The sequence below is a fragment of the Bacillus sp. 03113 genome, assembly GCF_006546985.1.
Classification (GTDB): Bacteria; Bacillota; Bacilli; order Bacillales; family Cytobacillaceae; genus VATK01.
In genome coordinates this window covers 36,247-50,688 of the sequence record NZ_VATK01000022.1, presented here as the reverse complement: position 1 = coordinate 50,688, position 14,442 = coordinate 36,247, and the positions used below count along the sequence as shown (strand labels likewise).

Genomic DNA, 14,442 nt, shown 5'->3' with positions numbered 1-14,442 from the left:
TTATAGTGGAACATAGTGGGAATTAATTAGTTTGGCATACAAAAAGAGCAGCAGATGACTAGTAGTCACCCGCTGCTCTTTTGTGATGAATCAATAAAAAAGTGCATTTTTTAGACTAAGGAATTTTATTGGAATGTTAACTTTCTATTCAATTATTTCGAAACTCTTTGGACTATTTCTTTCTCTTTTCCAACCCCTTTTACAACTCCTTCTTCTCGTTCAAATCCATTCTCTGTATACGAGTGGCTGATTTTTCCAGTCAGATCTCGATTATTTAATAATGAATCAACAAAAGCAGTTGAATCTTCAGGATTCATTTCTTTGTACCAATTTCCAGATGGATAAGCGATAACGACGCACTTATCCTGGCATCTTCCATTACACCTAGTTCTTGTCGTATGGATGACATCGTCTAAATCTCGATCAGAAATTTCTTTTCTTATCGCAACAGTTAATTCTTCAGCACCACATTTATTACAGCTGCTGCCGTTGCAAATAAGCACATGATGTTTTGTTCTGCTTAAATCCCAAGTAGCCATTTTTTCATCTCCTCTTAAAAGGTTTTTAGCTTATTTTCTTCTAATTTCATTAGTTCCTTCTCTAACCAAGATCGATCTAGATTCTCTCCAATAAAGACGAGATTATTTTTAAAATGAACTGGTTCATATGTAAACAAAGGAACACCATACGCATATTGAACCATCATCGTCTGATTGGGACTCTCTTTAAATCGTAAGTACCCTTTTATCCGCAAAATGGAATTAGGCATATTAGCTAAAAAAGCTGCAAACCCTTCCTTCTCAACAGGGTTTTCAAACGTGTGCACATAAGATTTCAAATGCAGGTGGTCAAAAGCGTGTAATGGCTCTAATTTGTTTCTTTTTGAACTTTGCAACTTGACCTTTAGCTGAAATGCATCAAGTGATACGTCTGAAAATGTTGATTCAATCATTTTTCCATTCGGATTTAATGCTTTAACTTCATTGCATATATTTAGAAGGCTTTCAGCTGTAACTAAATCAATTTTATTAATAATGACCGTATCAGCATGTTTAACTTGCTCAGATAACAATTTTCGATGACGGAGGGATAGCCTCTCTTTTTGCTCCCAGCGATCAGCATCAAGGAGTGTAACAATGGATGGCAAGCTGATTTTTTCAGCAAACCGTGGTGAAAGGCATACGTCTAAAACCTCTAAAGGATGGGCGGCACCTGTTGTTTCTATAAAGATGGCATCGAAATGGTCAAACTCAAGAAGTTCCTGTAGATGGACTTCCAATTGTCCCGAAATACTGCAGCAAATACACCCGTTTAATAGCTCTTTCAGCGGGATATCGTCTTGTATAGCCATTGAATCGATGGACAAACGGCCTAATTCATTCATAATGACAGCTACTTTTCGATTGCTGGCCAATTCTTGTTCAAGTATTTTTTTTAACAGAGTCGTTTTCCCCGCGCCAAGAAATCCAGATAAAATGTATACTTCAGGCATTTTTCTCCTCACTTTATCCATTTGTTTCAAATCGGAATTATTACGATTTAACTTTTTTTAGTATAGCACATTTATCTGAAAAATAAACGCGCTTTTATATAAAAATATAAATTTAATGGTAGGTTTCAATTGTATGAAGAAAAATAGAGAGGTTTTAGACGATGATCATCGATTATATCCGCAATCTGTTTTACAATCATGTTGCGAACCTCATCCGTTTGGACTAATGCTGGTTTCAATAAGATACCCAAAACTGTACCGCTATGAGCGGCGACAAGCCCTCCTTCGTATTTCATAGCTAATCTTTTAAACTTACTGAAATACGGTTTAAGCAATCTTTTTTGGTTTATTTGCGCACTTAATGTTGCCGCTTTGCATATGAAAGATAAATTCTGAGATTTCATCCCCCGTCTTACTAAATGAAAAGCTTCTGCAAAAGCTGCTTGCTCCAAAGATGTGTAACTTTTCGGCAATCGATTAAATTCAATCGTATTAATGGTTCCACCTAAATCAATGCCTATTAACACAAAAGGCGGTAAAGAACCGAAGCGATCAATCAGCTGCCCACTCATATAATCGTACGCCACTGCCCCTTCATACATCACGCCATCAGTTGGCTCAATTTCACAGGCAATTTGAGAGATCATTTCTTCAGTCAAGAGCAAGGAATGGCTGTCTGCAGCCGCTCTTATAGCAGCTACGATATCTGCAGAACTGCTCGCCATCCCCTTGCCAAGTGGAATATTAGAACGAAACTGTAAATGTCCCCCACCTTTTACATCATACCGTTGAAACAATTTCTCACATGCTGTTATTGCCTTACTCTTTGAAACAGGCCCCGTAAATAAACCATTTGAGTCATTTGGAATAAAAATCGCTTCGCTTATGAGCTTTGGAATAGGGAGCGTTACTAAGAATGGACGCTCACCTAGAACCCCTTGAATCAGCTCTCCAAAGGTACCGTTGCAGCTTCCTTTTCCCACCCGCATTTTTATGATTCTCTTTACAGCCAAACCGTTTTTTCTTCAAATGGTGTCCTAGCAGGAGCTTTCATCTTTTTTAACGCTTGTTCATCTGGGTATCCAATAAAGATGGTTCCAACTATTTTCTTATTTTCAGGCGCACCAATAAACTGCTGCAAACGATCATCATGAACAAGACCGACTCCTCGAGTTCGCCAAACGAATCCAAGTCCAAGCTCCTTTGAAGCCAACCACATCGAATGAATCGCACAGCATACCGCATATTCATTGTCTTGAGATGCTTCATCGTCACCTGGAACAATGTCAGCTGTAACAACGATATGAACAGGTGTATTCTTTAATACTTTCAGCGAACTTTCCACTAAATTCGGCTTCGTTGGAAATCGCTCCTGCAAAAATTTCTCTGCTAATTCCTCATAGCGTTTTTTAGCCTCGTCCTTGATCACATAAAAACTCCAAGGCTCTCTCATTCGATCGTTTGGCGCCCATGTCGCTACTTCGAGCAATTGCCTAATTTTTTCGTCCTCTACATCACGTTCGCTATAGTCTCGTATCGCTCTCCGACTTTTTAATTCAGTTATGATTGACATTTTTCTTCCACCTTACATTCTAATTCCTCAAACCACTTTATTTTTTCACGGATTTGGATGACATCACCCACAAGAATAATGGCTGGATGCTTGATTTGTGCACGTTCTACCTCATTTTCAATCGTTGTTAATATCCCAGTAACTGTCCTTTGTTTTTCCGTTGTCCCCCATTGAATAACGGCAACTGGAGTATCTGGACGTTTTCCATGTTCCATTAATTTTTTGCAAATATTAGGTAAGTTTCCTACTCCCATGTAAAAAGCGATGGTATCAATTCCTTGCGCAAGTGCCGACCAATTTAAATGATCTGCCTGTTTATCAGCACGCCCATGACCAGTCACAATCGCAAAGGAAGAGGCATAATCCCGGTGTGTTACCGGAATTCCTGCGTAGGCAGGTGCAGCAATACCGGAAGTAATTCCTGGAATAATTTCATATTTTATATCATTTGCTGCCAGCACTTCTGCTTCTTCGCCAACACGGCCAAATACACAAGGATCGCCTCCTTTTAAACGGGTCACGATCTTCCCTTCCATTGCTTTATTGACTAGAAGCTCATGAATTTGCTCTTGAATCAATTCGTGTTTTCCAGGAAGCTTTCCGCAAAAAATAAGTTCAGCGTCTTTTTTGGCATATTGCAGCAGCTGTTCATTTACTAAACGGTCATACAGAATAACATCCGCTTTTTGGATACATTCTGCTCCATATACTGTTATTAGTTTCGGATCACCTGGTCCTGCTCCGACAAGATAAACTTTTCCTTTTGTCATAATCAGCCCTCTAATTCCATTTTCTCACTCTTTTATTCTTTTCCCTACTTCAGGTTGTGTTCTTAGCATTTGATCAGAAAAATATCAGATAGATGCCTTCGTCTCCTTGCACTTTTCGATCCAATTCTCAACCATCTCTGGACTCGAACCAAAATGGAAATGTGTATAACCTGCAACTAAGTTCCCATTTATGTATCCCTCTTTTTTTGTCCCGCGCATCCCTTTTGTTTGGTAGGCGGGCCGTGTTACAACATGAGGGTGGAAGGTCGAATAATGAAATTCATGTCCTTTTGCTAGAACATTCCCTTTGAATAGAAAATTACCTTCTTCGCCTGTCACCTCGCGATAACCTAATGCCGCTAGTTTAGACTGCATTCGAACGAGTCCAGGGATAATCCCTACCATCTCGAAGCTTTCATGATTGGTCGTTTCTATCGCTTCTGTTAAAAACATAAAGCCGCCGCATTCCGCCAAGGTAGGCAGCCCGTTTTCGATGGCTGTTTTAATCGATTCCTTGACTTCCTTTTGATTAGCTAGTTCCTTTGCAAATTCTTCAGGAAACCCCCCTCCAATATATAAACCATCCACATTTTCAGGAAGAAGGTCTCCATTTAAAGGGGAAAACTCTACGATTTCCGCTCCATAAGCTTGAAGCAGCTCAAGATTTTCTTCATAATAAAAATTAAAAGCAGCATCCTTTGCAACAGCAATTCGAACTTGTTTCTTTACTTCTCTATGAAACTGAGACTCTTCTACTTCAAGATAAGGAGCTTGTGCCAAATCGTATAACGTTTCGATATCGATTGTATTTAAGACTAGATCTCCTAATGCATCAAAAAAAGAATCAAGTTCTCCTCGTTCAACAGATGGAACTAATCCTAAATGCCGTTCAGGAATAGCGATATCAGCATTCCTTTTTAAATAGCCGATCACAGGGATTCCACACTCTTGCTCGATGGCAGTCTTTACTAGCTTGAAATGACCTTCACTGCCTACACGGTTTGCGATAACAGCCACAATATTAGGTCCCTTATAAAAAGATTGGAACCCTTTGACAATAGCAGCTGCACTTCGAGCCATGCTGGCGCAATTTACAACGAGTACAACTGGACTTTTCGTAATAATACTTAATTCTGCTGTTGTCCCATCATTATTTGTAGGGTTTTTTCCATCAAAAAATCCCATAACCCCTTCGATAATGGAGATATCCGCTCCTTTACTCCCACGTACAACAATCTCATTTACCATGTCATGATTAAGCATCCAACTATCAATGTTTCTTGAAATTCTGCCGGTTACTGCTGTATGGTAAGTTGGATCGATATAATCAGGACCACATTTAAAGCCTTGAACGTGATAGCCTTTTTTTTTCAATGCAGACATAATTCCGATGGTTAGTGTCGTTTTTCCAACGCCACTCCCAGTTCCTGCAATGACGAGTCTGCGATTAGACATTATTTTCTCCTACCTTTACATCAATCAATATGGAATAATTGCTACTGAGATGGTGACATTTCCTGACTTTTTCTTAACAAGTTCTAATTTTTTCGCCCAGCTGTATAATAGGGAAGCCGGTTCACTTACGCCATAAGCACCCGTATATTTATAGACTGTATCCGAAGGCTTCTCAATATTAACCGCATTTAATTGATCAGGAGAGTAATAGACAAACTCCCACCCGTATTGATTTGCAACTTCAATCAGACCAATCTCATCCTTCTTCAAATCGATCGTACATAGTGCTTTTACACTTTTTATTGAAAAATTCAGCTCTTCTAGCGTTTGATAAATAACAGATTCAATTTCTTCCTTCGATGTCCCGCGATTACAGCCTATTCCAAGTGCAATCACCTTCGGACGATACAAGACCCCGTTTTCTAAAATTTGGTTCTCTTCTGTTGTTAACTTTCGATGAGTGACGACAAGTGCAGCTGCGGGTTTTTCCTCTATCGCTTCTGAAATCGATGAATAGACCTTAATATTTTCTGGAAGAGGACGATCATAATGCCACCATTCTTTTTCCCCAGACTCTTGAATAACCGCAATTTTTTCTTCGTTCACAACTGCGGCACTGACAGGCGTTAATTTCTCAGCAGATTCCCAAACCCAGCCAAACCTTTTACCAAACAAATCAACAGGAATTGTTTTCTGAACATCAGAAGCGGTTGTAATAACGGGACGTGCATGTAAAGCGGCTGCTACTTCTCTTGTTAACTCATTTGCCCCGCCAATATGCCCTGATAAAACACTAATGACATGCTCTGCCTTATCATCAATAACCACGACAGCAGGATCCACTTTCTTATCTTTTAAAAGCGGAGCTATCATCCGTACTACAGCCCCGAGAGAAATGATGATGATAATCCCATCGTACGCTTCAAACAAAGAAGGCAAAAGTAAGCGCACACTGCCTGTAAACATCTGAATGCCGAGAGTATCTTCATCCCCTTTTTCGAATTTGCTCATATAATATACATCCGAATTTTGAAACGAGTGCCCAAGCTTTCTTGCAATGTCTACACCGTGCTTTGTGATGGCGACAACTGCATAATTTCCTCGCTGCTTCACGACAGGCTTTTGTCCTTCCTGCAACGTTAAAGTCACTTGTCCACCACCCCCCTGCGGAATCCATGAGTAAACGCTTTATCATAGAGCTTTGAACGATAATTTTTATCATGAATATTCGCATCAAGCGCCCATCCAGCCAAAATCATCGCTTGTTTACGAATACCATTTGTCCGCATTGCATCATCTAAATTCTCAACAGTCGTACGAACAATCTTTTGATCTGGCCAAGTTGCTTTATAAACAACAACAACAGGCGTGTCTTTGCTCCAACCAGCATCTAATAATTCTTTTATTACTTTTTTCGTTAAGGTAGCGCTTAAAAAGAGTGCAATCGTACAATGATGCTTTGCTAAATCTCGCAGTTTTTCAAATTCAGGTACAGGTGTTCTTCCTTCTGCTCGGGTTAAAATAACTGTTTGTGTTAAATCGGGAATCGTTAATTCAGCTTCTGCGACTGCAGCTGCAGCAAATACCGAACTTACTCCTGGAATGATTTCAATACCTATTCCCTTCTTTTTCAATAAGACAATTTGCTCCATAATGGCTCCATACACCGCTGGATCTCCTGTATGGACACGAACCACCTTCTTCCCTTGATGAATTCGATCTGCCATGATGTCGACCATCTCTTCTAAATGCATGCCCGCTGTTTTTAAAATTTCTGCATTCGGCTTTGAAAGGGAAATTAGTTCTTCGCTTACAAGAGAATCAGCATAAAGAACAACATCTGCTTCTTGAATAAGCTTCAACCCTTTAACCGTAATTAAATCTGGATCTCCAGGACCAGCACCTACTATATATAGCTTCATTTTCTCACCACCATTAAGGTTAAATATTCAAGATCGGCTCCATCAAGCTCTTCTGCACTCCATACAATTTCCTCGTCCGATGTCACCTTTGTAACAACCGAAGCTTTATGTAATAAATCCAATTCACGTAAAATTTGCAGCATTAAATCAATGACTTTAGCTACTTTAATAAAAATGATACAATCATTTTCTTCAATCACTTTTTTCATCGTTTCATAGTCGTCTCTTGCTGGAATAATGGCCACGTGATCATCTCCATCTGCAAGAGGAATTCCTAGCCGAGCAGCCGCACCGTTCATCGATGAAATTCCTGGGACAACTTCAATCTTCACTTCAGGATAACGCTCCTTCATAAGCTGCATCATATGAATAAAGGTACTGTAAAGAAGAGGATCTCCTTCTGTTACAAAAGCAACATCCTTGCCTTCCTGTATTTTCTCCCATACAAGCTCAACCGTTTCACTCCATTTGTTATTTAAAACTTCCTGGTCCTTGGTCATTGGGAAAACAAGCCCTAACATCTCTTTTTCATTTGGCTGAAAATACACCTCAATAATTTTTTGAGCATAGCTTTTACTGCCTCTTTGCTTTTTCGGATAGGCAATCACTTGCGATTCTTTTAATTTGCGATAGGCCTTTACAGTAATCAGCTCTGGATCTCCTGGTCCTACCCCTAGACCGTATAATGTACCTAACATTCCTATTCTTCCTCTCTCTCTGCTGCAATAATATAAATAGGGTTTAATGAATCAAAACGTGTTAGTTTTAAAATCGGCTTGCTTCGAGAAATCTGTGCAAGTGTAATTTCTGTTTTAAATCTCCTCTGCTTAAAAGAGTTTAAAGCTTCCGCTAAATTTTCAATGGTTACAGCATTTAAAACAATTCTTCCCTTATCTTTTAAACGGCGGCAGCAAATATCTAAAATATCGTCCATACCACCAGCTGTACCTCCAATGAATATAGCATCTGGATCAGGAAACTCATCTAATCGTTCCGGTGCTTTGCCGTGAACAACCGTTGCATCAACCCGAAACTTAGCTAAGTTTTGCATACAGTTTTCAAGATCCGCCTCGTTTTTTTCAATCGCAAATACTTTGCCTTCACGAGCAATTTTTCCTGCCTCAATTGCTACAGAACCCGTACAGGTGCCAATATCCCACACCGTACTGTCTTCCTTTAAACGCAGCGCACTAATGCTTAACGTTCTTACTTCCTTCTTCGTAATTAACCCTTTTTCCGGTTTTCTTTGTACAAATTCTTCATCATTAATTCCCGTTGACCAAGACGGACCTTTTGCTATTCTTTTTAAAATGACAACATTTAAAGGTGAAAATTCGATATCAGCCATTTCAGTAAGATTGAACCATCTGCATCTTTCCATTTCGCCGCCTAAATTTTCACCCACAAATGCTTCATACTCCGTCATCCCAAAGGACAATAAATACTTAGCTATTTTATTAGGAGTATTTTCAGCATCTGTTAGAATGGCAACTTTTGCTTTTCCATCAATTCGCTGGGCCAATCCCTTCATGCTTCTTCCATGAACACTGGCAAAATAGGCATCTTGCCATCGTTCGCCCATTTTGGCAAAGGCAAGCTGAACTGAACTTAAATATGGGTATATGTCCATTTTAATTTTGCTAGATAAATAGCTTCCAATTCCATAAAACAATGGATCTCCTGATGCCAAAATAACGACCTTTTTCGTTTCTGTTTGTAAACGTTCAACAAGGGATGAGAGTCCACCTTCAATCACCACTTTTTCCCCTGAATAATTTGGGAAAAAAGAGAGTTGGCGTTTTCCTCCGATTAATAGATCGCTTTCATCAATCCATTTCTCATACATAGGCAATAAACTTACCTTGCCGTCATCCCCAATTCCAATCATTTTAATAGAACTCATCGTTTCGCACCGCCTTTCCTAAGCATTCGCCTTTCAATGTATATAAAGAAGTGTCTATTTCCATACCGCCATTCACATCTCTTAAAGCATTTATACAACAATAATCACAAAGCTTTTCAAAAAAGGATAAATGACCTTCTTCCCGCATCATATCCCCAACTTGAGATGCTGTATTCGCCATGCTTATCTCTTCTGCCAGTTCCTTTTGTGCACCTGATTCTTTCGCGATTTGAGCAAGAAAATCAAAATCAACTGGGGCACTTTTGGAATGAACCATCATCACTCCTTGTGCAACCTTTGAAAATTTCCCCATCATCCCTACCATTGAGACTCTTTTTGCTCCTTGCTTTTTACACTGTTTCAATGTAAAGCCAACAAAATCACCCATCTCAATAAAGGCTTCTTCGGGTAGCTCAGGGAACTGCTTCATCGCATACTTTTCGCTCCGCCCTCCAGTCGTAATGACAATATGATCACATTGACTTGCTCTAGCGACACTAATGGCTTGTACAATACTCGCTTTATAAGCTGCAGTAGAAAAAGGAACAACAATTCCCCGAGTGCCTAATATCGAAATACCTCCAAGGATCCCTAAACGGCCATTTAAAGTCTTTTTGGCAATCTCTTCACCTTTTGGGACGGAGATGACAACACATATTCCTTTTTTAACTCCGAACTCTTTTAACACTTCTTCTGCTGTCTCAATAATCATCTTACGGGGTACAGGATTAATTGCTGCTTCTCCCACAGCTACAGGCAAGCCGGGTTTCGTTACTCGCCCGACCCCTTCTCCACCATCTAATATAATCCCTGGTTGATCGGCCCAGCTTACCGTTGCAATAATGAGTGCTTCATGTGTCGCATCGGGATCATCTCCACCATCCTTTACAATTGAAGCAACTCCTCTTTCAGAGTAAATTTGACAACTCTCCAGTTGGAAGGTAGCAAACCTTCCAACTGGTAAGTAAATGGTTGCCTCTGTTTGTTCTTCTCCTGTAATCAGTGCGGTTAAGGCTGCCTTTGTCGCAGCCGTTGCACACGCACCTGTCGTATAACCTTCTCTTAACGGCTTCCCTTCTTTTGTAACCTTTTCCATGGCTTACACCTGATCTGCAAGAATGGAGATTGCATTTAATGCTGCAACTGTAACCGTACTACCGCCTTTCCTGCCGATATTCGTAATAAATGGAATATCAAGCTTAGCTAATTCTTCCTTCGATTCTGCTGCCGAAACAAATCCAACAGGAAGTCCGATTACAAGGCCAGGTTTCGCCTCGCCTTCTTTAATGAGTCGGATCAATTCTAATAGGGCAGTCGGTGCATTTCCAATAGCATAAATACCACCATCCGCTTCTTTTATTGCTTTTCTCATCGAAATAATCGCTCGGGTTGTATTTAATCGTTTTGCCACTTTCATAACGTCTGGATCGGAAATATACACCTTCACCTCTCCACCATATTTTTCCAATCTTGTTTTATTAACTCCAACCTGAACCATTTGAACATCCGCAACTACTTTTTTGCCGCTTCTAATCGCTTGAATTCCAGCTTGAATGGCATCTTGGTGGAAGACTAAGCTTTGCCCTAATTCAAAATCAGCCGATGCGTGAATGACCCTTTGAACAACAGGATACTGCTCTTCTGTAAAGAGATGTTCTCCAATCTCCTCATCAATCATTTGAAAACTTTTACTCTCAATTTGTTCTGGTTGAACTGTAATTGGCTTAAATTCTGTACGAAAATCCATCTTATATTACCTCCTTATTTTGATTGTTTAAAGACAAGACATAACTTCATGTATCGCATCTATCGTTGATGGAAAATCAGAGTACACGTACCCGTAATTAATATCCGGCCGGCTAATTAGAATGATTTCGATCCCAAGTTCTTTAGCCGCCTCAACCTTTTCATCAACAGATCCGACTTTTCCGCTTTCTTTCGTAATCATGACAGTAACTCCATACTGCTTATATAGTGCTTGATCAAACTCTCTTGTAAATGGTCCTTGAATAGCGACAATATTTTTTTGTGGAAAGTCAAGCTGCTCACACTTTTCCATATTATCCCTACGTGGAAGCATACGGGCGATCAACCGAATATCTGGATGTCCTAAAAGTTTTTTAGTAAAAACTTGAAGCGTTTTACTTCCTGTTGTAAGCATAATGACGCCTTTTTTCATTGCAGCCATTTCCGCGGCTTCCTCATAGCTGTTCACAATCGTCAATTTATCATATTGATACGTTTGGGACTCTCGCTCATAACGAATATAAGGTATGTTTGCTAATTTTGCGGCATTGATGGCATTTTTTGACGCTTCTTCTGCAAAAGGATGACTCGCATCGACAACAGCTTTCATGCCATTCTCTTGAATTAAACTCACCATCTCAATATCTGTTAATCTGCCAATCTGTACTTCAATCCCCGCTTGCCTCATTTCAAGTGCCGCATTTTCTGTCACAACTGTTGTTAATATCGGGTAGCCTGCATTCTTGATTTCAAGAGCTAGCGAACGTGCATCACTTGTTCCAGCTAACATTAAAATCATTTTACTTTCACTGCCTTTTGTTCCACATTGTCATCGTTATGATCATGGTGACCATGCACATGATGTTCGTGGTCAGGATCATGGTGATGATGGTGGTGATCATGATCGTCGTGGTGATGGTCATGTTCGTGATCGTGGTGATGGTGATGGTGAATATGCTCCATTGCACCAATTCGATATAGACATGTATCACAATTCATGTGTACTTCACCTTGGAGTGCTTCTTCAACACGGTCCTTTATAATTGTTTGTAATCCAGGATGGAAGCCAAAATACTCTGCTAATTGAAATTCAACTTGAGGATGCTGCTCTTTGAATTGAGTCATCATCTTCTCTAAACGTTTAATTAAAATACCAGTGAACAAAAAATACGGTAAAATAATCACTTTTTTTGCCCCGAGTTTAATACAGCGGCTTATCCCTTCATCTACGAGCGGTGCAGTCACACCCATAAAAGCAGGCTCTACTAATTCATACTTTGTTTTCTCCCAAAGTAATCTTGAAATCTTATAGACATCACTATTTGCATCTGGATCACTTCCACCACGGCCTAATAGCACGATAGCTGTGTCTGAAGAAGGGTTATCCAAATTCTCGCCAATCTCTACTAATCTTGTTTTTAAAATTTCAAACGTTTCTTTATGAATGCCAATAGGTTTACCATATGTAAATCGAATAGTAGGATGTTTTTTCTTTGCCTCATCAATAGCCGCCGGTATATGAATTTTTGAATGTCCCGCTGGCAGAAGCATAATTGGGATGACTACAATATCACCCGCACCCTGGTCGACACAACGATCAATTCCCTGTCCTACTGTTGGTTTTTCAAACTCTAAAAAACAAGTTTCAACTAACAATGATTCATTTAAGCTTGGTTTCAACTTATTAACGAAATGACGAACTTGCTCATTTCCTTCTGGATCTCTACTTCCATGTCCTACTAGTAAAATAGCTTTCACTAACATTTCCCCCTTTGTTTTTCTCACATTATTCCCATTTGTCTACATTTTCGTATCTTAATCCCCACACGGAGCTGCTTCGATTTTCAAATTTGGTGTCACATCCTGATACTCAAATCCGTGCACACGTTTTACCCTTTTGAAAAATTTGTGGAACCGTTCATTTGGATATCCTTTATCTTTATACTCTTGCACTATTTGTTCAACAATGTTGACAATCTCATCCGCAGCAATGCCTTCTGCCACAATTTGACCAGAATGTGCATTTCTTCCTACCGTTTTGGCTCCTAAAAACAAATCAAAAGCTCCTTTGCGGTAAACGATCCCAATATCTTCTCTTACAGCACCATAACAAGCCATTCCACAGCCATTAAAACCAACCTTTAGCTCTTTAGGAAGCTCTATTCCCCCCAATTTCTTTTGCAGTTCTTCCGCAAAAGGTATCGAATCCTTTTTCTCTCCATAGCAAAAATCGCAAGCTTTCAACGTTAAGACATCTCCTACTGGGGAAAGCAAAAAGCCAACAGCGTTTAATTTTTCTGTTATTTCATTATGGTTAGAGGTTGGTACTTGCAGCTTAATAAGATGGTCTTGCGTATATTCCATACTTCCTTCTTCGCCTACTATTTCTGCAAGTGTTATCATTTGCTTAGGTGTGAAATTTTTGTTGACGACACCCGGACTGACTGCAAACTCAAAAATCGTTTGAATTGGCTGCTGAATGAATGCATCCCTCTTAGGATTATTTCTTTCGCCAAGTATTGAGTGCAATGCTTGATCCGCAACTTCTCTTGAAGAGAATTCTGCTGCTTTCACCTCTGTTGCAGCTAATGGCTCTGTTTGATGATTTTCCTGTTCAAGTGCCCACGGTTCCGCTTCTTTTCGCAAGCGTTGATGTGGTTTTAAAGGCTGTTCAGTTTGGCTTAATGTATATTTCCTTGTATATCCGCGCGGTGTAATCATTAAATCATCGTAAAAAAACGTCGAGGAGTTTCCGATAATAACGGTCGTTAGCATCCCTATATCATGGTTAAGCATGTCCTTTAGATTCGTCATGATAACATCTTGACGATCTCTATATGCGCTTTTAACCAATCCTACCGGAGTTTCAGGTGAACGATATTTTAATAGAATGTTTTGTGCTTCTACAATTTGCCTTGTTCTTCTTCCGCTTTTTGGATTGTATAAAGCAATCACAAAATCAGCCTGAGCAGCGGCATCAATTCTTTTTTCAATTAGTTTCCAAGGTGTTAAATGATCGCTTAAGCTAATGGTGCAAGCATCATGCATAACAGGGGCTCCTAATAAAGAGGCACAGGAATTAATAGCAGAAATTCCCGGGATCACCTCAACTTCTACTCCTGTTTCTTTCTTCCACCCTTTCTCAATTAACACTTCATAGACGAGACCGGCCATTCCATAGACCCCTGCATCACCACTGGAAATGACTGCAACTTTCAAACCTAGCTCTGCTTGTCTTACTGCTTCCTGCGCACGACTTACTTCTTCTGTCATACCCGTGCTAATAATCTTTTGATCAGTTAGAAGCACTGTAATTAAATCGACATATGTTTTATAGCCAATAATGATATCACTCTCTTGGATCGCAGCTCTTGCCCGCTCTGTAATATGATCAGAGCTTCCTGGACCAAAACCTATAACAAGTAACTTTCCATTCATATCATGCTCCTCCTTTCAAAAACCCAACATGCATAAAACAAAATACCTTTGCACACTAAAATAATCATATTTTTAACAATAAAAAATCCGCCCAATTCAAATTGAGCGGATGAAACGAAAGCATCATTCACAAAGAATGGATA

The 14,442-nt window shown here is 39.7% G+C and carries 15 protein-coding genes; all 15 read right to left on the bottom strand.

Annotated elements, in window-relative coordinates; all coding sequences use genetic code 11:
• Positions 1 to 152: 152 nt before the first annotated feature.
• The gene (locus FDO66_RS18075) at positions 153 to 539 is read right to left on the bottom strand and encodes a (2Fe-2S) ferredoxin domain-containing protein (protein WP_141434062.1); all 387 of its coding nucleotides are present in this window, start codon (positions 537 to 539) and stop codon (positions 153 to 155) included.
• A gap of 14 nt (positions 540 to 553) precedes the next feature.
• A complete protein-coding gene (locus tag FDO66_RS18070) occupies positions 554 to 1,492 on the bottom strand; it encodes a CobW family GTP-binding protein (protein WP_258535781.1) in 939 nt (312 codons plus the stop codon).
• A gap of 125 nt (positions 1,493 to 1,617) precedes the next feature.
• Complete coding sequence (locus tag FDO66_RS18065; protein ID WP_141434060.1) at positions 1,618 to 2,481, bottom strand: GHMP family kinase ATP-binding protein; 864 nt, start codon at positions 2,479 to 2,481, stop codon at positions 1,618 to 1,620.
• Between the two features lie 14 nt (positions 2,482 to 2,495).
• Complete coding sequence (locus FDO66_RS18060; RefSeq protein ID WP_141434059.1) at positions 2,496 to 3,065, bottom strand: nitroreductase family protein; 570 nt, start codon at positions 3,063 to 3,065, stop codon at positions 2,496 to 2,498.
• Positions 3,053 to 3,835 carry a uroporphyrinogen-III C-methyltransferase gene (gene cobA, locus FDO66_RS18055; RefSeq protein ID WP_141434058.1) on the bottom strand — a complete coding sequence of 261 codons (783 nt, stop codon included), beginning with the start codon at positions 3,833 to 3,835 and terminating at the stop codon, positions 3,053 to 3,055. Before cobA ends, FDO66_RS18060 begins: the two co-directional genes overlap by 13 nt.
• 84 nt (positions 3,836 to 3,919) lie before the next feature.
• Positions 3,920 to 5,290: a cobyrinic acid a,c-diamide synthase CobB gene (locus tag FDO66_RS18050; protein ID WP_141434057.1), complete on the bottom strand. Its 1,371-nt coding sequence runs from the start codon at positions 5,288 to 5,290 to the stop codon at positions 3,920 to 3,922.
• A 24-nt stretch (positions 5,291 to 5,314) separates the two neighbouring features.
• Positions 5,315 to 6,439 carry a cobalt-precorrin 5A hydrolase gene (locus tag FDO66_RS18045; RefSeq protein ID WP_181444646.1) on the bottom strand — a complete coding sequence of 375 codons (1,125 nt, stop codon included), beginning with the start codon at positions 6,437 to 6,439 and terminating at the stop codon, positions 5,315 to 5,317.
• Entirely contained in the window at positions 6,436 to 7,212 is a 777-nt protein-coding gene (cobM, locus tag FDO66_RS18040) for a precorrin-4 C(11)-methyltransferase (protein ID WP_141434056.1), read from the bottom strand. The genes FDO66_RS18045 and cobM overlap by 4 nt, the downstream gene beginning before the upstream one ends.
• A complete protein-coding gene (cobI, locus tag FDO66_RS18035) occupies positions 7,209 to 7,910 on the bottom strand; it encodes a precorrin-2 C(20)-methyltransferase (RefSeq protein ID WP_141434055.1) in 702 nt (233 codons plus the stop codon). The genes cobM and cobI overlap by 4 nt, the downstream gene beginning before the upstream one ends.
• Positions 7,911 to 7,912: 2 nt before the next feature.
• The gene (gene cbiE, locus FDO66_RS18030; RefSeq protein WP_141434054.1) at positions 7,913 to 9,115 is read right to left on the bottom strand and encodes a precorrin-6y C5,15-methyltransferase (decarboxylating) subunit CbiE; all 1,203 of its coding nucleotides are present in this window, start codon (positions 9,113 to 9,115) and stop codon (positions 7,913 to 7,915) included.
• Positions 9,102 to 10,211 (bottom strand): cobalt-precorrin-5B (C(1))-methyltransferase, encoded by a 1,110-nt coding sequence (locus FDO66_RS18025; RefSeq protein WP_141434053.1) that lies wholly within the window; start codon positions 10,209 to 10,211, stop codon positions 9,102 to 9,104. The genes cbiE and FDO66_RS18025 overlap by 14 nt, the downstream gene beginning before the upstream one ends.
• A 3-nt stretch (positions 10,212 to 10,214) precedes the next feature.
• Positions 10,215 to 10,862, bottom strand: a complete 648-nt coding sequence (locus FDO66_RS18020) for a precorrin-8X methylmutase (RefSeq protein WP_141434052.1) — start codon at positions 10,860 to 10,862, stop codon at positions 10,215 to 10,217.
• A gap of 27 nt (positions 10,863 to 10,889) precedes the next feature.
• Positions 10,890 to 11,660: a precorrin-6A reductase gene (gene cobK, locus FDO66_RS18015; protein WP_141434051.1), complete on the bottom strand. Its 771-nt coding sequence runs from the start codon at positions 11,658 to 11,660 to the stop codon at positions 10,890 to 10,892.
• Positions 11,657 to 12,619 (bottom strand): sirohydrochlorin chelatase, encoded by a 963-nt coding sequence (locus FDO66_RS18010; protein WP_181444645.1) that lies wholly within the window; start codon positions 12,617 to 12,619, stop codon positions 11,657 to 11,659. Before FDO66_RS18010 ends, cobK begins: the two co-directional genes overlap by 4 nt.
• 57 nt (positions 12,620 to 12,676) lie before the next feature.
• Positions 12,677 to 14,299, bottom strand: coding sequence for a precorrin-3B C(17)-methyltransferase (gene cobJ / locus FDO66_RS18005; protein ID WP_141434049.1), 1,623 nt, complete (start codon positions 14,297 to 14,299; stop codon positions 12,677 to 12,679).
• Between the last annotated feature and the right edge of the window lie 143 nt (positions 14,300 to 14,442).